Below are 24,608 nucleotides of genomic sequence, written 5' to 3'. Positions count from 1 at the left end.
TGGGATCGGTGAAACCCGACGCGAACGTCAGGCAAGACGCTCCAGCAGTCGACGTCCGGCGGCTTGCTGATCCGCCGAACCTTCGCGAAGCACTTCCTCGATCAATTCGCGCGCCCCATCCTTGTCGCCCATTTCATCATACGCGCGGGCGAGCTCGAGTTTGGTGTCGACTTCCTGCAGCGCGTCCTCGTTCAATTCCGCGACGGCAAGCGGTGGCAGCTCGGTCGATATATTCAGCGTTTCGACCGGTGGCACTGTCTGCGCTCCGTCGTCGGCGCCTCCCGACTCGAGGTCGAGAGCGATGCCGGAGAGGTCGAGCACGGCAGCTTCTTCCGCACTCGGCGTAGTCGCGTGTTCGAGATTGAAGTCGAAATCGAGCAGGCTGCTATCGAACGTTGTCTCCTCGAGGTCGGCGACGCTGTCATCGCGCTCCTCGGCCGCAGCCTCTCCCGTCGCCGCCGCGCCGTCGAGATCGAAGTCGGCAAGCAGGCTTTCCGGCACCGCCCCATCTACTTCCGCGCTCAGGTCGAACTCCAGACTCTGTTCAGCACGAGCGAAGTCGGATCCGTCTCCGACGACCGTTTCATTCATCGATGAGACCGTCGCCGGAGCGGGCTCGTCGGCGATGTCGAGATCGAGTTCGAGGCCACCCGCGATGCCATTCGGCAGGACAGGCACATCGATCTCCGGCGTCCCGTCAGGCGCGCGCGCAGAATCGGGAAATTCGACGTCGAGCCCCAGACCCACATCGAGGTCGAAATCGAGCGCCGCGGCATCGATCTCCGGCAACGCCTCGATAACGGGCTCCGGCTCCGGAGACCCCGTCCCCTCGGTCATCGGCATGTCGAGCGAATCGATCTGCAAAGCGGAGGGGACGTCCTCGAACGAGCCGAAGTGTTCCTTGGTCCCGCCGGCGACGGACGCGTCCGCGGCGGTCGTGAAATCGAGATCCGGACGCCCGCCATCCAGCTTGGCTTCGTCCCCCTCGGAGGCGGCAGCGGGCGCCGCAGCGAGCACGCCAAGGCCCGCGATGTTTTCCGAACCCACCCGGCTGCCGGGCTCCGAGTGCACCGCTCCCGTTTCGGTCGCAGCGACCGCTGCGCGCGCGACCGACGCGCCGTACAACGGATTTGCCGGATCGATGCGGCGCCCCATTTCAGCGGCCTTTTGCCAGTCGCTCCCCTCCCCGCCGGTGCGGGCGTAAAAATCCGATGCCGTCGCCTCGAACTGCTTCAGGTTCTTCCGCTGCTCGTAAATTTCGAGCAACTTGAGGAAGATCGCGGGTCGGGACGAATCGGCCTTCAACGCGTCGAGAAGGATTTCCTCGGCTTGAGCGTCGCGGCCGTAGGCCATGTAGACGTCGGCCTCGGCCACCGGGTCGACTCCTTCGTCCGCATCGATCGCCGAAAGTCCGGACTGGCTGAAATCCGTGTGGATGATGCTGGTATCGCTGGTATTGACGTTCTGCCCGCCGGTAGCGCCGAACACGGAATTCGTCACGGGCGGCAACTCCATCCTCGCGCCCTGCCCGTTCGCAGCGACCATCGCGCCTTTGCGGCGCTCGCGTGCCTTCAGCCCGGCGTAGCCGAGAAGCAGCACGAGAATTCCGCCTCCCCCCGCGAGCATCTTGGGGTCCTGCAGCAATTCGTCGAAAAAGCCCGGGGGCTCGGCCGGAGCAGGCGCGGAGGCGGGGACGGCGCGAGTTTCCGCTTTCGGGGCAGGCTGCGATGCCGCGGCCTGCCGGTCCGTTTCTGCATTCGGCGTAACCGCTTCCGCAGGCGTTGCGGGAGGATTCGCGGCAGCGCCGTCCGCCTGAGCGGCCTGCTGCTGCAGCTGTCCGAGCCCCTGATTGCGCAGTTCGAGGAGTTGCTGCATGTCGCGAATGCTCGCTTCCAGCGCGGCGAGGCGGGTGTGCGCCTCCTCGAGCGCCTTGTCACGCGCGACGAGTTCCTCTTCCAGCGCCTGGAGACGGGCCAGCCGGCCGCCGTCGAGGGCAGTCGGCTGGGCCGACGAGTCCGTCGCAGCCGAGACTTTCACCCTGTCGCCATTTGCGCCGGACCGGGCGCCTTCGTCAATCTTCGGAACGATCGCGCCTGAATCGGCTCGCGAGGATTCTGGTTCGAGGCTGGCGGTGCGCGATGCGGAGACTCCTGCAAGACGCTTTCGGTAGGCTTCGAAATCAGCGGCCTGAGCCACGACCTCGCGCCGCGCCTGTGCCGGTTCGACCGCGAGGACCTCCTGCGGGGCGGGGACGTTAAGGATGACGCCCGCGCGCAGGCGGTTGATGTTGCCGCCGTCGAACGCATCCGGATTGTCGCGGAAAAGCGCGATCAGCATCTGATCGAGACTCGCAGCGGGCGGCCGATGCGCGTCCGCGACGCTGTGTAGCGTATCCCCTCGCCGTACTTCGTAGCGGTCGGGCGTCGGTTTGGGGGCGCCCTCGGGAGACGGCGCGGCCGAAGAAGGCCGGGGACGGGCGAGAGTCGCGGGCGACACCGCCGACGCCGTCACCTGGGAAGCGACCGGCGGTGGCGCATTCAACGGCACCGGGTCGAGCAGGAACGTGTATTCGCGGATGAGGCGCCCGGAAGCCCAGTCGAGCTCGAGGAGCAGGTCGACGAAGGGATCGTTCAGCGGTCGATCGCTGGAAACCCGCACGACCGCGCGACTGCCGCGCTTTTCGACGGCGAGCCGCAAGGCGGCCATTACTGGCGAATAGGAAAGGTTGGCCTGGCGGAAAGCTTCCGCCGATGCGATGCGGGCGCTCAGGGACTCCAGTTCCTGGGGCGTCGCGTTCAGTTCGATCTCGGCGCGGAGCGGCTGACCGAGCCCGCTGAGAACGCTGATGGCGCCGAGACCGGCCGCATGGGTACTGAAGGGAAGCGTCGCGATCGCCGTCGCGATCAGGGAAGCCTTGAGCGAGGTCTTGATAGCTGTCATATCATCCGCACCCCTCGATGAGGGCGCCAGGCTGCGTGGAACACGGCGTAACCGATGCTGTCAGGGCATCCATCGGGCACCGCAATCTAACATCTTGTTTCACTTCCCGCAGCAATTCTTTCTTCGCCGTAGCGGCTCCGCACTCCTCGTCCGCCGCAGTGCGACATCACGAAACCGTGCGAAACCGCTCGGCGGGGAGCGGATGACACGCTCCCCGAGGGCCAATATCACTGCGACAGCAAGATCCGCAGCATTCGCCTCAGCGGCTCGGCGGCGCCCCAAAGCAACTGGTCGCCAACCGTGAACGCGCCGAGATACTCCGGGCCCATCGCCATCTTGTGGAGGCGGCCGACCGGAACGGAAAGCGTGCCGGTCACAGCGGTGGGGGTCAGCTCCCGCTCGGTGATTTCGCGCTCGTTCGGAACGACCTTCACCCAGTCGTTCGCGGTACCGATGATCTCGCTGACCTCGTTTAACGGCACGTCCTTGCGCAACTTGATAGTGAGCGCCTGCGAATGGCAGCGCATCGCGCCGATGCGCACGCACAGACCGTCGATCGGGACGCTGCCCGCAGTGCGGAAGGGTGCGTTGCCGAGGATCTTGTTGCATTCGGCGCCGCCCTTCCATTCCTCCTTGGACTGGCCGTTGTCGACCGGCACGTCGATCCAGGGAATCAGGCTGCCGGCAAGCGGCACGCCGCGGAAATTCTTCGTCGGAAACGCGGACGACCGCATCGTCTCGGCCACCTTGCGATCGATGTCGAGGATCGCCGACGCAGGGTCAGCGAGTTCCGCCTTCACCGAGTCGTGCAAGCTACCCATCTGGGACAGCAGTTCGCGCATGTTCTGCGCCCCGGCACCCGACGCCGCCTGGTAGGTCATCGCAGAAACCCACTCGATCAGCCCGTGCTTGAAGAGCCCACCCAGGCCCATCAGCATCAGCGACACGGTGCAATTGCCGCCGATCCAGTCGCGCCCGCCCTTTGCGAGCGCATCCTTGATGACGTGCATGTTGACCGGGTCGAGGATGATCACCGCGTTGTCTTCCATCCGCAGCGCGCTCGCCGCGTCGATCCAGTGCCCGCTCCAGCCAGTTGCGCGCAGCTTCGGATACACCGCCTTCGTGTAATCCCCGCCCTGGCAGGTGATGACGATGTCCATTTGCCGCAGCATCTCGATGTTCGTCGCGTCCTGCAGCGGCAGCGATGCTTCCTTGCCGCCGAACACGGGCGCGGCGCCGCCGGCGGCCGACGTCGAGAAATAGACCGGATCGATGTGGGCGAAATCACCCTCTTCGACCATCCGTTGCATGAGGACGGAACCGACCATCCCGCGCCAACCGACCAGACCAACCTTGTTCATCGCGTTTACCTCGAATTACCGAAAATCTCAGAGGGCCGCCAGCACGGCGTCGCCCATTTGCTTCGTCCCGACCTTCGTCGTGCCCGGCTCGAAAATGTCGCCAGTGCGGAAACCCTGCGCCAATACCTTCTTGACTGCGTTTTCGATACGCGTTGCGGCGTCCTCGCGCCCGAACGTGTACCGCAGCATCATTGCCGCCGAGAGAATCGTCGCCAGCGGATTCGCAACGCCCTTGCCCGCGATGTCGGGGGCGGAGCCGTGCGAAGGCTCGTACAGGCCCTTATTGTTTGCGTCGAGCGATGCCGACGGCAGCATGCCGATGGAGCCCGTCAGCATCGAAGCCTCGTCCGACAGGATGTCGCCGAACATGTTGCCGGTGACCATGACGTCGAACTGCTTCGGCGCACGCACCAGCTGCATCGCGGCGTTATCGACGAGCATGTGGCTCAACTCGACGTCGGGGTACTCCCCAGCCAGTTCAATCATCACATCGCGCCACAGTTGCGTCGTCTCGAGCACGTTCATCTTGTCGACCGAGCACAGGCGCTTGTTGCGCTTCCTCGCAGCGTCGAACGCAACGCGCCCGATGCGACGAATCTCCGACTCGGTATAGTGCATCGTGTTGAAGCCGAAGCGCTCGCCGTCGCGCATTTCGATGCCGCGCGGCTGACCGAAGTAGATGTCGCCAGTAAGCTCACGCACGATCAGGATGTCGAGCCCGGCCACGATCTCGGGCTTCAACGTGGAGGCGTTCGCAAGTTCCGGATAGAGGATCGCCGGGCGCAGATTCGCGAACAAGCCTAGATCCTTGCGGATCCCGAGGAGCCCCCGCTCGGGGCGCTGTTCGCGCGGCAGCACATCCCATTTCGGTCCGCCGACCGCACCGAGCAGCACCGCATCCGCATCGCGCGCGATCTTGCGCGTCGCTTCCGGGTACGGGTCGCCAGTGGCGTCGACGGCAGCGCCGCCGAGCAGCGCCTCTTCCATCTCGAACTTCAGGTCAAGCGCGCGGAGCACGCGCACGGCCTCGCCCATGATTTCGGGACCGATGCCGTCGCCCGGCAGAACGCAAATCTTCATCAGCAATCCTCTGTTGGAACCTCGCCTTCAGGCGAAGTAATAGGGATGTTCGGTGCGGCGCTTCGCTTCGAACGCGCGAATCTCGTCGGCGTGCCGCAAGGTCAGCCCGATGTCGTCCCAGCCGTTCAGCAGGCATTCCTTGCGGAAGGGATCGACGTCGAATCCGATCGTCTTTCCGTCGGGCGCCGTGATCGTCTGGGCCGCGAGGTCCACCTTCAGCCGGAAGCCGTCGTTCGCGACGCACTGCCGGAAGAGCTCATCCACCTGCTCGGCGCCGAGCACGATCGGCAGCAGGCCGTTCTTGAAGCAGTTATTGAAGAAGATGTCGGCGAAGCTCGTCCCGATCAGGACGCGGAATCCGTAGTCCTCGAGAGCCCACGGCGCGTGCTCGCGCGAGCTGCCGCAACCAAAGTTGTCGCGGGTCAGCAGGATCTGCGCACCTTCATAACGTGGCTGGTTGAGCACGAAATCGGGGTTCCGCGGTCGGTTCGTGTTGTCCTTCCCGGGCTCCCCGAGATCGAGGTAGCGCCACTCGTCGAACAGGTTCGGCCCGAAGCCGCTGCGTTTGATCGACTTCAGGAACTGCTTCGGAATGATTGCATCGGTGTCGACGTTCGCACGGTCGAGCGGAGCGACCAGGCCGTCGAGGACGGTAAAGGGGTTCACGTTTCACTACCTCCGATGGCGACGACGCCACCCTTTCTCAATATCCACACTTTCGGCGCGCCTTCGGGCCGCACCGGCACAAGATCAGGCGAACTGGCGAACGTCGACGAAATGCCCAGCCACCGCGGCCGCCGCGGCCATCGCCGGACTGACCAGATGCGTGCGCCCACCAGCGCCTTGCCGCCCTTCGAAATTTCGATTCGACGTGGACGCGCAGTGCTCGCCCGGCTCCAGCCGGTCGGCGTTCATCGCCAAACACATCGAGCAACCCGGCTCGCGCCATTCGAAGCCCGCGGCCAGAAAGACCTCGTGCAGCCCCTCGGCCTCGGCCTGGCGCTTGACGAGTCCGGAACCCGGGACGACGAGCACCCGCTTGACGCTCGCGGCCTTCATCCGGCCCTTCGCGATCGCGGCGGCTTCGCGCAGATCCTCGATGCGCGAATTCGTACAGGATCCGATGAAGACCTGGTCGACCGGGATCTCGTTGATCGGCGTGTTCGGCGCGAGGCCCATGTACTTCAGCGCCCGTTCGACACCCTCGCGCCGCACCGGGTCGGCGACGTCGGCCGGGTTCGGAACCCGCCCGGACACGGTATCGACCATTTCGGGCGACGTACCCCATGTCACCTGCGGTTCGATCGCGCCGGCGTCGAGTTCGAAAATCTTGTCGAATTTCGCCCCGTCGTCGGATTTCAGCGTGCGCCAGTACGCGATCGCTTTTTCCCACGCGTCGCCTTTTGGCGCGAGCGGCTTGTCGCGCAGATACTCGATCGTGGTCTCGTCAACGGCCACCAGCCCGGCACGCGCGCCCGCCTCGATCGCCATGTTGCAGATCGTCATGCGCCCTTCCATCGACAGCGCGCGGATCGCGCTGCCGCCGAACTCGATCGCATAACCGGTGCCGCCGGCCGTGCCGATACGGCCAATGATCGCCAGCGCGATGTCCTTCGCCGAGATGCCGCGACCGAGTTCGCCGTCGACTTTCACGAGCATCGTTTTCGAACGCTTCTGCAGCAGGCACTGGGTCGCGAGCACGTGCTCGACTTCCGACGTGCCGATCCCGTGCGCGAGACAGGCGAATGCACCGTGCGTCGAAGTGTGCGAGTCGCCGCATACAACAGTCATGCCGGGAAGGGTCGCGCCGTTCTCCGGCCCGATCACGTGCACGATGCCCTGACGCGCGTCCTTGAACGGAAAGTATGCGAGCGCGCCGACTTCGCGGATGTTCGTATCCAGCGTTTCGACCTGCTGGCGCGAAACCGGATCGAGAATGCCGCGCTCCCAGTGGTCGGTCGGGGTATTGTGGTCCGCCGTCGCGACGATCGAGCTCACCCGCCACGGCTTGCGACCGGCGAGCTTCAGCCCCTCGAACGCCTGCGGGCTGGTCACTTCATGGATCAGATGGCGATCGATATAGATGAGCGCCGTGCCGTCCGCCTCCTGGCGCACGACATGACTGGACCAGAGCTTTTCGTACAGCGTTTTGGCTTCCATCCAAGAGATTCCGCGGAGAGAAAAGAGACTGATTATTTCACAGGGGGCGCAGCCTGAATAGCACGGGCGGCGCGGGATCCGTCAGCGACGGGCGGCTTCGTACAGCGGCATTACGCGGGCGGCGTATTCGGCGAGATCCTTCTGACGATTTGCATGCGCGGGGTGCGTCGACAGCCACTGCGGCGGCGCGCCGTCGGCCCGTGCCGCCATCTTGTCCCACAGACCGACGGCGGCCCGCGGGTCATACCCTGCCCGCGCGGCCAGCTCGACACCGATCCGGTCGGCCTCGACCTCGTGCAAGCGGGAATTCGGCAACTCGAACGTGACCTTGCTGACCATGTTCATCAGCTCCTGCCCTGCCTGGCCGACGCCGAGCAAGGCGCCGGCGACCGATAGGCCGAGCCCGGTCGCCATCGACTTCGAGACCTGCTCGCGCACGTGCTCCCGCAACGCGTGCGCCATTTCGTGGCCCATCACCGCGGCGATCTCGTCGTCGGTCAGTTTCAGCTGCTCGATCAGGCCGGAGTAAATCGCCATCTTGCCGCCGGCCATGCACCAAGCATTGAGTTCGTCCGATTCGAGGACGTTGACTTCCCACTGCCAGTTGGCCGCATCCGGGCGGAACGTCGCCGCCTGCGGGATCAGCCGATTGGAGATCGCACGGACGCGTGCGACCTGGGCCGGGTCGCGGTTGAGCCGCCCCTTCGCCCGCGCCTCGGCCAGCACCTCGTGGTACTGCTTGCTGGAAGCCTGCTCGATCTCCGCGGCCGAAACCATCATCATCTGCCCGCGATCCACGCCGACCGTCCCGCCGCGCGTCGTCTGCACGCTCTGACATCCGACGACGGCGAACGCCACGATCATCGCGGCCGCATTCCGTTTCCAACGATTGTTCACGCTACCCTTCCTCCGTTCGCTGCAAGCTCCGGCCGCCACCCGCGGACCAGCCAGATCAGTCCGCCGAGCGCGAAAGCCGAGCCGAGAGTATAGGTCCAGGCCGGACCGATCGTCTCCCACGTGAATCCGCTCAACAGCCCGCCCAGCATGCCTCCCGCGCCGAACGACACGCTCCCGTAAAGCGCCTGCCCCCGCGATTGGAGCTTGCCGGGGAACCACTGGTTCACTGCGGCGATCGCCGCGGCGTGATACGCACCGAAAGTTGCACCGTGCAGCAGCTGCGCGATCACGAGCAACAGGAGAGACTCGACGCCCCAACCGATCATCGCGAATCGAAGCACCGCGCAGGCGAACGCGCAAATCAGGATGCTGCGCATCGAAAAGCGCCGCATCAGACGCGGCATCAGCATGAACACGGCGATTTCCGCGAGCACACCAAGCGTCCACATCCAGCCGACGAAGGACTTGCCGTAGCCGTTATCGACGAGATAGATCGAATAGAACACGTAAAGCGCGCCGTGCGCCGCCGACATGAAGAAGCACGCGCCGAGGAGTGCCCGCACTTCGGGACGTCGGAGCGTCTCCCGCATGCTCGCCCCCTCGCGATGCGCCGGGGCCCTCGCAGCCTCCGGCAACGCGAACGCGCAGATCGCGATGCCGACGAACACGAGCGTGTTGATCCACAGCACCGCATCGATCGGCATGAAATCGAGCAGGTAGCCGATCGCGAGAACCGCGACGACGAAGCCGATCGAACCCCACACGCGGACGCTGCCGTAGCGGCTCGCCTCGCTGTCGAGGTGCGCAAACGTCAGGCTTTCGGCCAGCGGAAGCGCTGCGCTCCAGAAAAATGCCATCGCTGCCATCGCGACGAACAGCCCGGCGAACTCCGTCGTGACGAAGAAAAGCGCGAAGCCCGCGAGGCTCGCGATCGCCGACAGACGGATGATCAACAGCCGGCGTCCGAAATGTTCCGCGAACCAGCCCCACATATTCGGCGCGACGACGCGCATGACCTGCATCAGCGACATCAGGATCGCGATGTCGGTGGCGGTGAGGTCTATCGACTGAAGGTAGAGCGTGAAGTACGGCGAGAACGCGCCAATGAAGCCGAAATAGAAGAAGTAATAGGCGGACAGCCGCCAGTACGGGAAGTCGCGCACATTCCGACCTTATGCGTGCCCCGCCGGGCCGCGCTGCCCGCAAGGACGCCGCGGTCTCACACCGAGCGTTTCGGCGCGGGAACCCGCTGCACGCCTTCCGGCGCAAGCCTCGCGATCTTCGGGGTCGAACAGTCCACGTCGCCGCACTGCGCGCGATGGCGCAATGCATGGTCGATCAGAACCAGCGCCAGCATCGCCTCCGCGATCGGGGTTGCGCGGATGCCGACGCAAGGATCGTGGCGACCGTGCGTATTCACCACCGCCGCTTCGCCCTGCTTGTCGATCGAGCGGCGGTCGAGGCGGATGCTCGAGGTCGGCTTGATCGCGAGACTCACGAGCACGTCCTGGCCGGTCGAAATACCGCCGAGGACGCCACCCGCATTGTTCGAAAGGAATCCCGCCGGCGTCATCTCGTCCGAGTGTTCCGTGCCGCGCTGCACGGCGCTCTCGAATCCCGCGCCGATCTCGACGCCCTTGACCGCGTTGATGCCCATCATCGCGTATGCGATGTCGGCATCCAGCCGGTCGTACACCGGCTCGCCCCAGCCCACCGGGACACCGGTCGCGACCACGTCCACCCGTGCCCCGACGGAATCGCCCGACTTGCGCAGCTCGTCCATGTAGGCCTCGAGCTCGGGAACGACGCCCGCATTCGGCGCGAAGAACGGGTTGCGGTCCACTTCGTCCCAGTCGACGAAGGGAATCTCGATGGGGCCCAGTTGCGACATGAAGCCGCGAATGACGATTCCATATTGGCGGTGCAGCCACTTCCGCGCGATTGCGCCCGCTGCGACCCGCACCGCGGTTTCACGCGCCGACGCACGACCGCCGCCGCGATGATCCCGGATGCCGTACTTCTGCCAATAGGCGTAATCCGCGTGACCGGGGCGGAAGGTTTCCGCGATGTTCCCGTAATCGCGCGAGCGCTGGTCCTGGTTGCGGATCAGGAGCGCGATCGGCGTACCCGTCGTCACGCCTTCGAAAACCCCGGAAAGGATCTCCACTTCGTCCGGTTCGCGCCGCTGCGTCACATGGCGCGACGTGCCCGGCTTGCGCCGGTCGAGCTCCACCTGGATTTCGGCCGCCGAAATTGCAAGCCCCGGCGGACAGCCGTCGACGACGCATCCAATCGCCGGTCCGTGAGATTCGCCGAAGGAGGTGACGCAGAAGAGCTTGCCTAAGGTATTGCCGGACATCGGAATCTCGACTGAAAACGGAGACGGGAGGGAGCCGGAAGTCTAACACAGCGGCGAACCGCTCCTTCCGGCGCCATTTCCGTCAATACCCTGGTCGCGTCCGATTAGCGGAAGAATTTCTCCAGGCGCTCGAACACCTCATGCTCGGCGCCATGACGCCGTACCGACAGCACATCGACGAGCTTTTCGAGCTGCAGCACCATTTGCTCCAAGCGCTGATCCTCGAACACGAGCAGCCAGATCCGGCTGCGGCTCGTATCGGGCATCGGCATGCACAGGATTCCCTCGACGTTGAAGGCGCGTCGCGCGAAAAGATTGCAGATATGGCTCATCACACCAGCATGGTTGTTGACTTCGAGTTCGAGCACGACTTTCGCAAAACCGGCCTGCTGGAGTGGTTCGGCAACTTGTTCGATCATTTCAGCCTCCGATCATTGCGGCGTTGGCGGCGCCGGGTGGCACCATCGGGTAAACGAACTCCTCGCGATCGATCGACGCGTGGATCAGGCACGGCCCCGGCGCACGCAGCGCCTGGGTCAGACTTGCGCGCGGGTTGTCGACGAGATCGAGATCGAGCGCGGGAATACCGAAACCCTCGGCGATCTTCACGAAATCCGGCGCGGCACGGTACTTCGACGCGAATGTCCGCTTGCCGTAAAAAAGGCTCTGCTGCTGATACACGAGGCCGAGCGAATTGTTGTTCATCAGCACGATCTTCACGTTCAGCCCTTCTTCGGCGAGCGTCGCGAGTTCCTGAATGTTCATCTTGAAGCTGCCGTCGCCGGTAAAGCAGACGACGGTGCGATCGGGCGCGGCGAGCGCGGCCCCGATTGCGGCAGGCAGGCCGAAGCCCATCGTGCCGAGCCCTCCTGACGTCAGCCACTGGCGCGGCCGGCGGAACGGATAAGCCTGGGCGACCCACATCTGGTGCTGGCCCACGTCGGTCGCGACGATCGCATCGTCACCGACCGACGCCGCAACCGCCTGGATCAGGCCGTAGTGGTTGCGCGGGTCGTCGACGCCCGGCATCTGCAAGGGGAAGCGCGTCTTGAGGCTCTCGACGTGCGCCAGCCAACGCTTGCGCAGCCGTGCTTTCACGCGCGGCATCAAAGCCTCGAGAACCGTCGCGACGTCGCCGTTGATCGCCACGTGCGCCGTCTTGATCTTGTGCAGTTCGGACGGGTCGATGTCGACGTGCACGATCTTCGCCCGCGGACAGAACTCGGTCGCCTTGCCGATCGCCCGATCGTCGAAGCGAGCACCGACACAGATCAGGAGATCGGACTCCTCGAGGATGAAATTCGTGTACCGCGCTCCATGCATGCCGAGCATGCCGATCGACAAGGGGTGGTCGACCGGCATCGTCCCGAGCGCCATCAGCGTCATCGTCGTCGGCAGCCCGGCGTGCTCCGCGAAGGCGACCGCCTGCTCAGCCGCGCCGGCGTGGATCACGCCGCCTCCGAGATACAGGACCGGCCGCTCGGCCGCGTCGATCATCCGGGCCGCCTCGTCGATCGCACGTTGATCGAGCTGCGGCCGAACGTCCGGAACCGCCGGCGGCGGGAACGAATCGAATTCGATCCGCTGGTTCTGCACGTCCTTCGGCACATCGACCAGCACCGGTCCCGGACGCCCCGACATCGCGATCCGGAATGCCTCGGGAATCACGTCGAGCAGTTCGGCCGCAGAACGGACAAGAAAATTGTGCTTCGTGATCGGCACGGTCATGCCGTAGATATCGACCTCCTGGAACGCATCCGTGCCGATCATCGACAACGGCACCTGCCCGGTGATCGCGACCATCGGAATCGAATCGAGGCTCGCATCGGCGATCGCTGTGAGGAGGTTCGTCGCGCCCGGCCCGCTCGATGCGAGACAGACTTCCGGCTGCCCCGACACGCGGGCCATGCCCTGCGCCATGAAACCCGCGCCCTGTTCGTGACGGGCGAGTACATGACGGACCGTCGGACTCGCACCCAACGCGTCGTAGAACGGCAGGATCGCGCCGCCGGGAATACCGCTGACGGTGTGGACGCCCTGTCGCTCGAGTAAGCGCAGAATCAATTCGGCGCCGGTCATCTGCATCATTTCCTTCTCCTTTCGATAGCGTTCGGGAGCAAGAACCGGCGGCACAAAAAACAAAACCCCCGCCGGACTCGCGCCGGCGGGGGTTGGATTCGGTGTTGCCCGTGTGTCCTTGCCCTAAGACGCGTGCCTGCCTACGCCTACTACTACGCGTACCGACAGAACTACGACGAGGGAAAGGGAAAGACGCTTCATTGCATCACGCACGGGGTAACGGAGACATTCTAACTACGGTCCGTAACGGAAGACAAGCAGGTTTCGCGGTCACGCCTCGCCGTCCCGCAACGCGCGTCGAAGGATCTTGCCGACGTTCGTCTTCGGCAATTCGTCACGGAATTCGACGAAGTGCGGCACCTTGTATGCCGACAGGTTCTTGCGGCAATGAGCGATCACCTGCTCCTCCGTCAACGATGGATCCCTTCTCACGATGAAGACCTTGACCGTCTCACCCGTACGCTCGTTGGGCACCCCGACCGCCGCAACCTCGAGCACACCCGGATGACTCGCGATCACGTCTTCCACTTCATTGGGGAATACATTGAAGCCGGACACGAGGACCATGTCCTTCTTGCGATCGACGATTCGGAGATAACCCTTTTCGTCGATGGTCGCGATGTCGCCCGTGCGCAGGAAACCGTCCGGCGTGAACGCGTTCGCGGTGTCCGCGGGCCGGTTCCAGTATTCGCGCATTACCTGCGGTCCACGCACGCAAAGTTCTCCGGGTTGCCCCGGAAGGACTTCGCTTCCGTCGTCGCCGCGGATGCTGATGTCCGTCGACGGCACCGGCAAGCCGATCGAGTGATTGAAAGCCGCCAAATCGAGCGGATTGATCGTCACAGCCGGAGAAGTTTCGGTCAGGCCGTACGCTTCGACAAGCGACTTCCCCGTAACGGAGCGCCACCGCTCCGCGACCGCCTGCTGCACTGCCATGCCCCCGCCGAGCGTGATGTGAAGCCTTGAGAAATCGAGACGCGCGAAATTCGGGTTGTTCAACAGCGCGTTGAATAGTGTATTGACACCGGTAATCGCGGTGAATTTGTACTTTCCCAGTTCCTTCACGAAACCCGGAATATCGCGAGGATTCGTGATTAGGACGTTTGTCGCGCCGATCTTGAAAAACGTCAGGCAATTCGCGGTCAGCGAAAAGATGTGATAAAGCGGCAGCGCGGTGATGATGAGTTCCTCATGGTTCAGAAAAGGCTTGATCCATGCGTGCGCTTGTTGAAGGTTGGCGATGATATTTCGATGTGTGAGAACGGCGCCCTTGGCGGTCCCGGTCGTGCCGCCGGTATATTGCAGGTAAGCGATGTCGTCATGCGTCACCGCAACGGGCTCGAGGGGGACAGCCTCCCCTTGTGACAGCGCCGTCGTAAAGCCGATATGCCCCGGAATTTTCCATGTCGGTACCAGTTTCTTTATCCGGCGGACCACGAAATCGACGAGCAGGCTCTTCGGAAATCCGAGCATTTCGCCGAGGCTCGTAACGATGACGTTTCGAATTTCGACCTTCGCCAAAACCTGCTCGAGCGTGCTGGCGAAGTTCTCGACGACGACCACCGTATCGGCGCCCGAGTCCCGAAGCTGGTGCTCGAGTTCGCGCGCGGTATACAGCGGATTGACGTTGACGACGGTGTAGCCGACCCGCAGTGCGCCGAACATCGCGATCGGATACTGCAGCACATTGGGCATCATCAGCGCGACCCGTGCGCCCTTGGGGAGCTTGAGTACGCCCTGCAGGAAGCCGGCAAACGCGGCGGACAGGCGATCGACGTCCGCATACGTGAGCGCTTTGCCCATGTTGATGTAGGCCGTCCGCGCTCCGAATTGCTTCACGCTCCGCGTGAACAGGTCTCCGATCGACGCAAATTCGTCCGCATCGATGTCGGCCGGAATCCCGCGCGGATAGCTCTGCAGCCAGATCTTGTCCACGATGTCCTCAGCGAGTTGGAAAACGCGGCCGGCGCCTTGCCCCGGCTACGATTCCTCGTGCATCACGACGACAGAAGACGGCCACCGCCTTTCAAGCTGCAGATTTCGGCGGCGGTTCGCACGGCGCTCTTGTTCCCGAGCATTCTTCCCCGCCGACACCGGGGAAAGAACAGCCGGATTTGCCGCTTACTGCTCTTCGGCTTCGCCGGCCTCGAGGGGCCAGTTACGGATGTAGTTCTTCAGCATCCGGTTCTCGAAACTCTGCTCTTCGAGCACGGCTTTCGCGACGTCATGAAAAGAAACGACGCCGAGCAGCGTGTGTCCATCCATCACCGGCAGATAACGCTGGTGATGATCGACCATCTGCCGCCGCAACTCGTCCATTTCCATGTTCGGCGACGCAGACAACGGTCCGGACAACATTGCTTCTTCGACGGTCATTTCCGCCCAGGCCGACCCGCCCTTGTGGACCGCACGGAGCACCTCGCGGAACGTGAGCATTCCGGTCATCTGACCCTGCGAGAAGACGACCAGCGATCCGACGTCCTGCTCGGTCATGATCGCCACCGCTTCGCCCATGCTCTTGACCGGGCTGATCGTGTAGAGGACCTTGCCCTTGATCGCGAGAATTTCGCTTACCAGCATCGCACCCCCCTTTTTGTAATTCATCTGTGCGCCATGTTAGTGCATCGCCGTGAGTGCGAAAAGGCTTCAAACCGACGTCTCACCCCGCCACGTCGCGCTGTCCAAATCCGCGCCCGACGGGTGAGAACGTGTCGCGGCAGTCGCGCCGACTACCGCTCGAGTTCGTCGAGCTTGTCCGTGCGTTTGGCCCATTCCTCGGCGTCGGGAAGCGGATCCTTGCGTTCGACGATCGGCTTCCACTGGGCGGCGAGTTCAGCGTTAAGCGCGATGAAATGGCGCTGACCGTCCGGGACGTCGTCTTCGGAGAAGATCGCCTCGACCGGGCACTCGGCGACGCAAAGGGTGCAATCGATGCATTCGGTCGGGTCGATCACGAGAAAATTCGCGCCCTCGCGAAAACAGTCGACGGGGCAGACATCCACACAGTCCGTGTACTTGCAACGGATGCAGGCTTCGGTCACAACATAGGTCATCGCTCAAACTCCAGATCGTCATTTTCCGGGGCATCGGGACGGCACCGGTATTTCTCACAATATAGCCGAGAGCGTCGCTGCTTAGCCACGAGGGCCATAGCAGGTGGACAGGCCGTGCGCCTTGGTCGCCGGAGAACTTCTTGACGTTGGCCCCGGGTTGGCATAACTTTTCAGAAACTTCATCTCGGGGGCGTGAACCCGCCCTCGTCGATCGGGCCGACACCGGCCCGCACTCCCCATCCTAAGCAAATCCGCAACCCGTCACGCGAGGAAACATGAGCGAGCATATTCATTACGTTACCGACGGCAGCTTCGAAGCCGAAGTGCTGCAGTCGGAGACCCCGGTCCTGGTCGATTACTGGGCGGAGTGGTGCGGTCCGTGCAAGATGATCGCGCCGATCCTGGACGACGTCGCGAAGGAATACGCCGGCAAGCTGAAAGTCGCGAAGCTGAATATCGATGAAAACCAGGATACGCCGGCCAAGTTCGGGATCCGCGGCATCCCGACCCTGATGCTCTTCAAGGGCGGAAACGTCGAAGCGACCAAAGTCGGGGCGCTGTCCAAATCGCAGCTGACGGCATTCATTGACAGCAACCTCTGACTCGGACTAGAGTCCCGCTTCGTTTCTGCGGCGCCTACCCGCGCCTTGCCGGAATTCCCGGCGCCGCAATCGCTCCCTTCCTGATTCTCCCTTCACCCCGCATTATCCAATAGCGCCCCGTCGCGCCCTCTCGCCATGCAACTATCGGAGCTCAAGTCTCTCCACGTCAGCCAATTGCTGGAAATGGCAATCGCCAACGAAATCGACGGTGCGAACCGACTCAGGAAACAGGAGCTCGTTTTCGCCCTGCTCAAGAATCGGGCGAAGAAGGGCGAACCGATCTATGGCGATGGCGCACTCGAAGTGCTGCCGGACGGCTTCGGATTCCTGCGCTCGCCGGATATTTCGTATCTTGCCGGTACGGATGACATCTACGTCTCGCCGTCGCAGATACGACGTTTCAATCTGCATACTGGCGACACGATCGAGGGCGAAATTCGCACACCGAAGGACGGGGAGCGCTACTTCGCGCTCGTCAAGCTCGACAAGATCAACGGCCAGCCGCCCGAGGCGTGCAAGCACAAGATCCTGTTCGAGAATCTGACCCCGCTGCACCCGAACGAATGCATGAAACTCGAGCGCGACATTCGCGGCGAGGAAAACATCACCAGCCGGATCATCGACATCGTCGCCCCCATCGGCAAGGGGCAACGCGGCCTCCTCGTCGCGCCGCCGAAGAGCGGGAAAACGGTCATGCTGCAGCACATTGCGCATGCGATTTCGGCGAACCACCCGGACGTGGTCGTAATCGTCCTGCTGATCGACGAACGACCCGAAGAAGTGACCGAAATGCAGCGCTCGGTAAAGGGAGAGGTCGTTGCCTCCACCTTCGACGAGCCGGCCTCGCGTCACGTCCAAGTCGCCGAGATGGTGATCGAGAAAGCGAAACGGCTTACCGAGCACAAGAAGGACGTCGTCATCCTTCTCGACTCGCTGACCCGACTGGCGCGCGCCTACAACACCGTCGTCCCTGCGTCCGGAAAGGTTCTTACCGGCGGCGTGGATGCCAACGCGCTGCAAAAGCCGAAGCGCTTCTTCGGAGCGGCGAGGAACATCGAGGAAGGCGGTTCGCTGACGATCATCGCCACGGCACTGATCGACACCGGCAGCCGGATGGACGACGTCATCTACGAGGAATTCAAGGGCACCGGCAACATGGAATTGCACCTCGATCGGCGGATGGCGGAAAAGCGGGTGTACCCGGCGATCAACGTCAACCGCTCCGGAACGCGCCGCGAAGAGTTACTGATGAAACCGGACATCCTTCAGAAAGTCTGGATTCTGCGCAAACTGCTGTACGGCATGGACGACATCGATGCGATGGAGTTTCTGCTCGACAAGATCAAGGCGACGAAAAACAACGGGGAGTTCTTCGACGCAATGCGCCGCGGCTGATACTTAGAACTGCAGCCGGCTCGCGCAACAAAAACGCCACCTGTTTCCGGTGGCGTTTTTTTTGAGTTCAGGTACTTCGGACAGATCCCGGGCGTCATCTGCAATTCGACACGGCGCCTTCCCGGGGCGCAGTGGGAACGGCGGCGATCGGCCTCCCGCGCACTGCAGAGCCGGCGCTGAACTTCTCCCCGTTGAGCGCCAACCGACAGGGCTTACCGGTAATCGAAGAAGCCCTTCCCCGCCTTGCGCCCGAGATAACCCGCCTCCACCATCTCCACGAGCAACGGAGCCGGACGGTACTTCGGATCCTTGAAGCCCTCGAACAGCACTTGCATCACCGCCAGTTCGACATCCAGTCCGATCATGTCGCACAAGGCGAGCGGTCCCACCGGATGATTGCAGCCGAGTTTCATCGCCTCGTCGATCTCTGCGGCCGTTGCCAGGCCTTCCCCGAGCGCGAAGATGGCTTCATTGATCATCGGACACAGCATCCGATTGACGACGAAACCGGGGCTGTTGCGGATCTGCACCGGCGTCTTGCCGACCGCTTTCGCAACAGCCTCGACTGCGCCGTAGGTCTCATCGGAGGTCTGCAGACCGCGGATCACTTCAACGAGCGCCATCATCGGCACCGGGTTGAAAAAGTGCATGCCGATCACCCTGTCACCGCGCCCCGTCGAAGCGGCAAGTTTGGTAATCGAAATCGACGAAGTATTACTCGCAATGATCGCCTCCGGCTTCACCGTCGAGTCGATCTGGGCGAACAACTTAAGCTTGACCGGAAGGTTCTCGGTCGCCGCTTCGATGACCAGGTCACAATCGGCGAGAGCGGAAAGCTCGGTCGAAGTACTTATCCGACCGAGCACCTCGGTCTTCTGGGCCGCGGTCATCTTCTCCTTCTTGATCAGACGATCAAGACTTCCCGAAAGCGTCGCGAGCCCCCGTTGCACTGCCGCGTCGGCCACATCGTTCATCACGACGTCGAAACCCGCCACCGCAAAGGCCTGCGTTATGCCATTGCCCATCGTTCCGGCGCCCACCACCCCGATTTTCTTCAAACTCATCGTCTGTTCCGCTCCTATTGTTGTCGCACCTCCGGAGGGCACCTTACTCGGGCCATACCAGAGCGTACGGGCGGACTTTAACGCAATTCGACGGCTCGCGGCGAGCGATGCGAGGACGGAGAAGACAGCGCTTCACCGCCTGCTTCGGGGACAGTCAGGATCACCGCCCATATGTACAAAGACGAGAAGGGAGAAAACGGGGAGACGCACTCAGCGCTCCCACAATACGAATCGCCACACTACACCCCGTTGTCCTCCCCCCTCTCCTAGCCGAAGCGAGCAGCGGGTCCGCCCCCGGGAACAGGCGCTGGCCCTACGACCGCCCCAGGGCGACAACGACGATGCTGAGGCGCTATTCGGTATCGGAAGCACAAAAAAAAAGGAGCCCGAAGGCTCCTTTTCAGTGTTGGCGGAGTGGACGGGACTCGAACCCGCGACCCCCGGCGTGACAGGCCGGTATTCTAACCAACTGAACTACCACTCCAATTCGACCTGCTCCGACAATTTCTCGCCGGTTTGCGACTCGTCATCATGACGCGCCGCATTGTATCTGGCGTCCCCACGGGGATTCGAACCCCGGTTATCGCCGTGAAAGGGCGGTGTCCTAGGCCTCTAGACGATGGGGACTTCGTCGATTCTTCCGTTGGTGGAGGTAAGCGGGATCGAACCGCTGACCTCTTGCATGCCATGCAAGCGCTCTCCCAGCTGAGCTATACCCCCAACAGAGCTGCGCATTCTAGCTTCCGTACCTGCAACCCGCAAGTATCAAAAGTTCGATTTCTTGCCTGACCTGCTCTTGAAGCATCAGAGAGCTTCCTCCCTGAGATGAAACTGGCGGAGTGGACGGGACTCGAACCCGCGACCCCCGGCGTGACAGGCCGGTATTCTAACCAACTGAACTACCACTCCATTTCAACCTGCGCCGACGAGTTCTCGTCGGTTAGCGACTCGTCATCGTGACCCGCCGCATTGTATTTGGCGTCCCCACGGGGATTCGAACCCCGGTTATCGCCGTGAAAGGGCGGTGTCCTAGGCCTCTAGACGATGGGGACTTCGTCAATCTCTTTCGTTGGTGGAGGTAAGCGGGATCGAACCGCTGACCTCTTGCATGCCATGCAAGCGCTCTCCCAGCTGAGCTATACCCCCTTGCCCGAAAGAGCGCGCATTATAGGGCGCCACTGAATGGCTGTAAAGCCTGTTTTGCATGAAATTCGCGATTCAAACGACCTTGCCCGGATTCATCAATCCGGCAGGGTCGAGGCTCCGCTTGATCGTTCGCATCAGGTCGAGCTCAACCTCCGATTTATAGCGGACGATCTCGGTGCGCTTGAGTTGGCCGAGGCCGTGTTCGGCGGAAATGGAACCGCCGAGTTCAACCACCAGGTCGTGGACGATTCGGTTGACCTCGGCCGTCCGATCAATGAAGTCGGCGTTCTGCAATACATCGGGCTTGGAAAGGTTGTAGTGCAGGTTACCGTCGCCGATGTGTCCGAAGGTGACGATTCGCAGGTCCGGCCAGACCCGCAGGAGCGCCGCATCGGCACGTTCGATGAATTCCGGGATGCGACTGACTGGAACCGAAATGTCGTGCTTGATGCTCACGCCCTCGACCCTCTGGGCCTCGGATATGTTTTCCCTCAATGCCCACAGCGCCTCAGCCTGCGAGAGACTCGTTGCGAGCACCGCGTCGGTGACGAGTCCGGCATCGACCGCTTCGCCCAGCTCGCACTCGAGGAGGTCGTTGAGCGCTGCGTCCTGTGCCGCGTCCTCCAGTTCGATCAAGACGCTCCATGCCGGGTCGCCCCCAAGGGGCGGCCGCGCCCCCGGGATATGCTTCAAGACGAGCTGGACAGCCGAACTGGCGGCGATTTCGAACGCCGCGACACGGTCTCCGCAGCGCTGGCGCAGCTGCCCCAGCAGCTCAACCGCTGCAGCGGGACTCGCGACGCTGACCCATGCCGTGGCGTGGATCCGCGGCCGGGGGAAAAGCTCGAGTACTGCGGCCGTGATGATGCCGAGGGTGCCCTCGGCACCTATAAAGAGCTGCTTCAGGTCGTAGCCCGTGTTGTCCTTGCGCAAGCCCCGCAATCCGTCCCAGACGCGTCCGTCGGGCAGAACGACTTCGAGCCCGAGCACCAGGTCGCGCATGTTCCCGTAGCGCAGCACATGAACGCCGCCGGCATTCGTCGAGAGGTTGCCGCCGACTTCGCAACTCCCTTCGGACGCAAGCGAGAGCGGGAAAAGGCGATCGGCTCCGGCAGCCGCCTCCTGGAGCGCGCCCAAGGTGCAACCTGCCTCGACGACGATCGTGTCGTTGAGCGGGTCGATGCTCCGGATGCGGTTCAGACGCGACAAATTGATGACGACCGAGGCGCCGTCGGCCAACGGCGTTGCGCCGCCGCACAGGCCGGTATTGCCGCCCTGCGGGACCATCGCCACGTTTGCAGCCACACACGCCCGGACAACGGCCGCCACTTCGGCAGTACTGCCGGGCTTCACGACCGCGAGGGCCGAGCCGGTATACCGTCCCCGCCAGTCCGTGAGATGGGGTGCCATGTCGACGACGTCGGTCAGGACGTGGGATTCGCCGACTGCCGCAACGAGGGAACCGAGAAGTTCGTTCATAGCCTGGCGTCTCCCGTCAGGGTCGGCCGAGACCATGTCGCAGGGCCGAAATCATCCGTTCCACCGCCGCCTCCCCTTCGATGATCGCCTCCTCTGCGCGATGGAAATCCATCGGCCGGAGATGACCGAGACGGGGCGAAAGTTGCACGTCGGCAGGCTCCCCCGCAAGGCGGCTGCGTGCGATGCGCACCTGCATGATGTTGATGCTGCTCGTCAGCACAGTCAGTAACGAAGGCAGGGTAGGTTCGCTAACGGACGTTTGACCATTTCCCGAAGCACCGTTCCCGACGAAGCCGAGGCGGCCGAGCAGGCGCTCCGTCCAGCCGCCCCCCCTCTCCTGCTCGGCGGGAGCATGGCGCCAGGATCGGCCGACGACGTCCGATCCGAGGTCGACCGCGATCACGATGTCGGCGCCCATCGCACGGCAAAGCGACACCGGCACCGGATTCACGAGCCCGCCGTCGACGAGGAGCCGTCCTTCGTGAACGATCGGGGCAAGAAGGCCGGGAAGCGCAATCGAGGCGCGCACCGCTTTCGAGACGCTACCCTCGCGCAGCCAGAACTCACGCCCCGTTTCGAGTTCCGTCGCAACACAGGCGAAAGGCAACTCGAGAGCCGAAAAATCACGATCGACGAAATTGCGCTCGAAAAACTGAATGAGCTTCTGTCCGCGGATCAATCCGCCGCGCAGGCTCACGTCGAGCAGAGATACGACGTCCTGCCACTTCAGCGATCGCGCCCAGTCCGTGAGCTTGGCGAGATCACCTGCCGCGTAGGCCGCGCCGACGAAAGCCCCGATCGAGCATCCGGCGACCACCTGCGGCTCGATCTCTTCTTTCGCCAGCGCCCTCAGGACGCCCAAATGTGCCCAGCCCCGCGCCGCCCCTCCGCCCAATGCCAAGCCGATTACCGGCCCGTGTCGGCCGGAGTGGAGCGGGGTCGGCTCAGTGGCCGTGGGGACGGAAGTCAGTTCAGCGGCTCGGCGTAGAGATCGTGCACGTCGCAGTCGGTGATGCGCACGCGCGTGAATTGCCCCGGCTCCAAACCCTCGCCGTTCGGGATAATGACGAGCCCGTCGATCTCGGGTGCATCGCCGGGAGATCGCGCGACCGCGCCTTCGTCATCCACCTCTTCGACGAGCACCGTGACCTCCCTGTCGATCCAGCGTTCGAGCCGCTGCGTCGAGATGTCTTCCTGGAATTCCATCAGGCGCTGACGCCGCTCTTCGCGCAGCTCTTCGGGCACGGGATTCTCCAGACGATTCGCTTCCGCGCCCTCGACCGGCGAGTAGGCGAACGCACCGACGCGATCGAGCTGAGCCTCCTCGAGAAACCTCAGCAATTCCTCGAAATCCTCGTCGGTTTCACCCGGAAAACCGGTGATGAAGGTCGAACGAATCGTCAGATCGGGGCAGATGCTCCGCCACTTGCGGACGCGCTCGAGAACGTTCTCGGCGTTTGCCGGACGCTTCATCGCCTTGAGGATCCGCGGGCTCGCGTGCTGGAAAGGCACGTCGAGATACGGCAGGATCTTGCCCTCGGCCATCAGCGGAATCAGTTCGTCGACGCTCGGATACGGATAGACGTAATGCATCCGTACCCACACGCCCAGTTCGCCGAGCGCCTTTGCGAGATCGAGCAGTCGTGTCTTCAGCGGCCGTCCGTTCCAGAATCCGGTCCGGTATTTCGTGTCGACACCGTACGCGCTCGTGTCCTGGGACACGACGAGCAATTCCTTGACACCGGCATCGACGAGCGATTCCGCCTCGCGCATGACCTCGTGGATCGGGCGGCTGACCAGATCGCCGCGCATCGACGGGATGATGCAGAACGAACAGCGGTGGTTGCAGCCTTCCGAAATCTTCAGGTACGCATAGTGATTCGGCGTCAGCCGAATGCCCTGTGGCGGAACGAGATCGGTGAACGGGTCGTGCGGCTTCGGCAGATGGTGATGTACGGCCTTCATCACGGCGTCGGTCGCGTGGGGGCCGGTCACGGCGAGAACCTGGGGATGCGCTGCCAGCACGACGTCGTCCTTCGCGCCGAGGCAGCCGGTGACGATCACTTTCCCGTTCTCGGCCAGCGCCTCGCCGATCGCGTCGAGGGATTCCTCGACCGCCGCGTCGATGAAGCCGCAGGTATTGACGACGACGAGATCCGCATCGTCGTAGTTGCCCGAGATGTCGTAACCCTCGGCCCGCAGGCGCGTAAGGATGTGCTCGGAATCCACAGTTGCCTTCGGACATCCGAGCGAGACGAAGCCGACTCGCGGCACGCCCTGGAGTTTCTGTTGCTTCATGCTCTCTGCCGGAACCCGCTGCAGCGACGTCGAACGTCGATGCGCGGGTTCGCCTTATTTCTGGACGGGACGGCCGCCCTTGCCGGTGCTGGAATCCGGGCCCTCGTTCTTCTCTTCCGCCGGCCCCTGTCTGGGCGCCTGCGGCTCCTTCGCGGCCGGGGTGTAATTCGGGAACGGAAAGCCGGTAAAGATGTTGCGGGTCTGGCTTTCGATCTGCTCCTGCATCTGCGAGAACATCTTTTTGCTCTGCTCGACGTAGGTGCCCATCACGCTTTGCAACGCCGGTCCCTGGAAGTTCAGGAACTGCGCCCACAGATCCTGGCTGATCGGGCTGTTTTCACCGTAGATCGCCTGGGCCTGCTCCTGGAGCTTTCCCTGCATCTCGGTGAACGCCTTGATGTTGTTCTCGAGGTACTTGCCCATCATCCCCTGCGTCGCGTTGCCGTAGAAGCGGATCATGTGCGCGAGCAGGTCGCTGGTGAACATCGGCGCGCCGCCCGCCTCTTCCTCGAGAATGATCTGCAGCAGGATGCTCCGAGTGAGATCTTCACCGGTCTTCGCGTCAACGACCTGAAACTCCTCCCGCCCGACGACCAGTTCCTTCACGTCGGCGAGCGTTATATACGAGCTCGTCCGCGTGTCGTACAAACGGCGGTTGGGGTACTTCTTGATGAGGCGGGCAGATCCGGCCATGT

General features: G+C 63.2%; 20 protein-coding genes and 6 tRNA genes. 2 read left to right on the top strand and 24 right to left on the bottom strand.

What is annotated here, in order from left to right:
* Nucleotides 1-27 precede the first annotated feature (27 nt).
* The 13 genes from ROZ37_RS05850 to fdxA all read right to left on the bottom strand — a co-directional run bounded on the left by ROZ37_RS05850 (nt 28) and on the right by fdxA (nt 15,929).
* Nucleotides 28-2,940, bottom strand: coding sequence for a FimV/HubP family polar landmark protein (locus ROZ37_RS05850; RefSeq protein WP_312658206.1), 2,913 nt, complete (start codon nt 2,938-2,940; stop codon nt 28-30).
* 227 nt (nt 2,941-3,167) lie between these two features.
* Nucleotides 3,168-4,301: an aspartate-semialdehyde dehydrogenase gene (asd, locus tag ROZ37_RS05845; protein WP_312658204.1), complete on the bottom strand. Its 1,134-nt coding sequence runs from the start codon at nt 4,299-4,301 to the stop codon at nt 3,168-3,170.
* Between the two features lie 27 nt (nt 4,302-4,328).
* A complete protein-coding gene (leuB, locus tag ROZ37_RS05840; RefSeq protein WP_312658203.1) occupies nt 4,329-5,381 on the bottom strand; it encodes a 3-isopropylmalate dehydrogenase in 1,053 nt (350 codons plus the stop codon).
* A gap of 27 nt (nt 5,382-5,408) precedes the next feature.
* Nucleotides 5,409-6,047: a 3-isopropylmalate dehydratase small subunit gene (gene leuD, locus ROZ37_RS05835; protein WP_312658202.1), complete on the bottom strand. Its 639-nt coding sequence runs from the start codon at nt 6,045-6,047 to the stop codon at nt 5,409-5,411.
* An 84-nt stretch (nt 6,048-6,131) separates the two neighbouring features.
* Entirely contained in the window at nt 6,132-7,541 is a 1,410-nt protein-coding gene (leuC, locus tag ROZ37_RS05830) for a 3-isopropylmalate dehydratase large subunit (protein WP_312658201.1), read from the bottom strand.
* Between the two features lie 81 nt (nt 7,542-7,622).
* Nucleotides 7,623-8,405, bottom strand: coding sequence for a M48 family metallopeptidase (locus ROZ37_RS05825; protein WP_312658322.1), 783 nt, complete (start codon nt 8,403-8,405; stop codon nt 7,623-7,625).
* A 29-nt stretch (nt 8,406-8,434) separates the two neighbouring features.
* Nucleotides 8,435-9,601, bottom strand: coding sequence for an MFS transporter (locus ROZ37_RS05820; RefSeq protein ID WP_312658199.1), 1,167 nt, complete (start codon nt 9,599-9,601; stop codon nt 8,435-8,437).
* 56 nt (nt 9,602-9,657) lie between these two features.
* Complete coding sequence (gene aroC, locus ROZ37_RS05815; protein WP_312658197.1) at nt 9,658-10,797, bottom strand: chorismate synthase; 1,140 nt, start codon at nt 10,795-10,797, stop codon at nt 9,658-9,660.
* 104 nt (nt 10,798-10,901) lie between these two features.
* The gene (ilvN, locus tag ROZ37_RS05810; RefSeq protein ID WP_312658195.1) at nt 10,902-11,216 is read right to left on the bottom strand and encodes an acetolactate synthase small subunit; all 315 of its coding nucleotides are present in this window, start codon (nt 11,214-11,216) and stop codon (nt 10,902-10,904) included.
* Between the two features lies 1 nt (nt 11,217).
* Complete coding sequence (gene ilvB, locus ROZ37_RS05805) at nt 11,218-12,885, bottom strand: acetolactate synthase large subunit (protein WP_312658193.1); 1,668 nt, start codon at nt 12,883-12,885, stop codon at nt 11,218-11,220.
* A 261-nt stretch (nt 12,886-13,146) separates the two neighbouring features.
* On the bottom strand, nt 13,147-14,811 hold the full coding sequence (locus tag ROZ37_RS05800) for an AMP-binding protein (RefSeq protein ID WP_312658191.1): 1,665 nt from the start codon (nt 14,809-14,811) through the stop codon (nt 13,147-13,149).
* A 186-nt stretch (nt 14,812-14,997) separates the two neighbouring features.
* Entirely contained in the window at nt 14,998-15,456 is a 459-nt protein-coding gene (locus tag ROZ37_RS05795) for a CBS domain-containing protein (RefSeq protein ID WP_312658320.1), read from the bottom strand.
* A gap of 149 nt (nt 15,457-15,605) precedes the next feature.
* Entirely contained in the window at nt 15,606-15,929 is a 324-nt protein-coding gene (gene fdxA, locus ROZ37_RS05790) for a ferredoxin FdxA (RefSeq protein WP_312658190.1), read from the bottom strand.
* Between the two features lie 275 nt (nt 15,930-16,204).
* Here fdxA and trxA point away from each other — a divergent pair, with 275 nt between their 5' ends.
* Together trxA and rho are read left to right on the top strand one after the other, a co-directional pair.
* Nucleotides 16,205-16,531, top strand: coding sequence for a thioredoxin TrxA (gene trxA / locus ROZ37_RS05785; RefSeq protein WP_312658188.1), 327 nt, complete (start codon nt 16,205-16,207; stop codon nt 16,529-16,531).
* Nucleotides 16,532-16,666: 135 nt separating this feature from the next.
* Nucleotides 16,667-17,926 (top strand): transcription termination factor Rho, encoded by a 1,260-nt coding sequence (gene rho, locus ROZ37_RS05780; protein WP_312658187.1) that lies wholly within the window; start codon nt 16,667-16,669, stop codon nt 17,924-17,926.
* A 212-nt stretch (nt 17,927-18,138) separates the two neighbouring features.
* Here rho and ROZ37_RS05775 read toward each other — a convergent pair whose 3' ends face one another.
* The 11 genes from ROZ37_RS05775 to phaR form a co-directional block, all read right to left on the bottom strand.
* The gene (locus ROZ37_RS05775) at nt 18,139-18,990 is read right to left on the bottom strand and encodes a 3-hydroxybutyryl-CoA dehydrogenase (protein ID WP_312658186.1); all 852 of its coding nucleotides are present in this window, start codon (nt 18,988-18,990) and stop codon (nt 18,139-18,141) included.
* A 407-nt stretch (nt 18,991-19,397) separates the two neighbouring features.
* A tRNA-Asp gene (locus tag ROZ37_RS05770) sits at nt 19,398-19,474 on the bottom strand.
* A gap of 67 nt (nt 19,475-19,541) precedes the next feature.
* Nucleotides 19,542-19,617 (bottom strand) — tRNA-Glu (locus ROZ37_RS05765).
* A 17-nt stretch (nt 19,618-19,634) separates the two neighbouring features.
* A tRNA-Ala gene (locus tag ROZ37_RS05760) sits at nt 19,635-19,710 on the bottom strand.
* Nucleotides 19,711-19,822: 112 nt separating this feature from the next.
* Nucleotides 19,823-19,899 (bottom strand) — tRNA-Asp (locus ROZ37_RS05755).
* A 67-nt stretch (nt 19,900-19,966) separates the two neighbouring features.
* Nucleotides 19,967-20,042: transfer RNA gene (locus ROZ37_RS05750), tRNA-Glu, on the bottom strand.
* 18 nt (nt 20,043-20,060) lie between these two features.
* Nucleotides 20,061-20,136: transfer RNA gene (locus ROZ37_RS05745), tRNA-Ala, on the bottom strand.
* 72 nt (nt 20,137-20,208) lie between these two features.
* Nucleotides 20,209-21,615, bottom strand: a complete 1,407-nt coding sequence (locus ROZ37_RS05740) for an FAD-binding oxidoreductase (RefSeq protein WP_312658319.1) — start codon at nt 21,613-21,615, stop codon at nt 20,209-20,211.
* Nucleotides 21,616-21,631: 16 nt separating this feature from the next.
* A complete protein-coding gene (gene rssA / locus ROZ37_RS05735) occupies nt 21,632-22,585 on the bottom strand; it encodes a patatin-like phospholipase RssA (protein WP_312658318.1) in 954 nt (317 codons plus the stop codon).
* Nucleotides 22,582-23,913, bottom strand: coding sequence for a 30S ribosomal protein S12 methylthiotransferase RimO (gene rimO, locus ROZ37_RS05730; RefSeq protein WP_312658183.1), 1,332 nt, complete (start codon nt 23,911-23,913; stop codon nt 22,582-22,584). Before rimO ends, rssA begins: the two co-directional genes overlap by 4 nt.
* Nucleotides 23,914-23,967: 54 nt before the next feature.
* Nucleotides 23,968-24,606 (bottom strand): polyhydroxyalkanoate synthesis repressor PhaR, encoded by a 639-nt coding sequence (phaR, locus tag ROZ37_RS05725; RefSeq protein ID WP_312658181.1) that lies wholly within the window; start codon nt 24,604-24,606, stop codon nt 23,968-23,970.
* Between the last annotated feature and the right edge of the window lie 2 nt (nt 24,607-24,608).

This window comes from Aromatoleum sp. (genome assembly GCF_032027225.1).
Classification (GTDB): domain Bacteria; phylum Pseudomonadota; class Gammaproteobacteria; order Burkholderiales; family Rhodocyclaceae; genus Aromatoleum.
The sequence above is the reverse complement of the archived record's forward strand: the minus strand, read 5'-3'. Positions and strand labels throughout refer to the sequence as shown.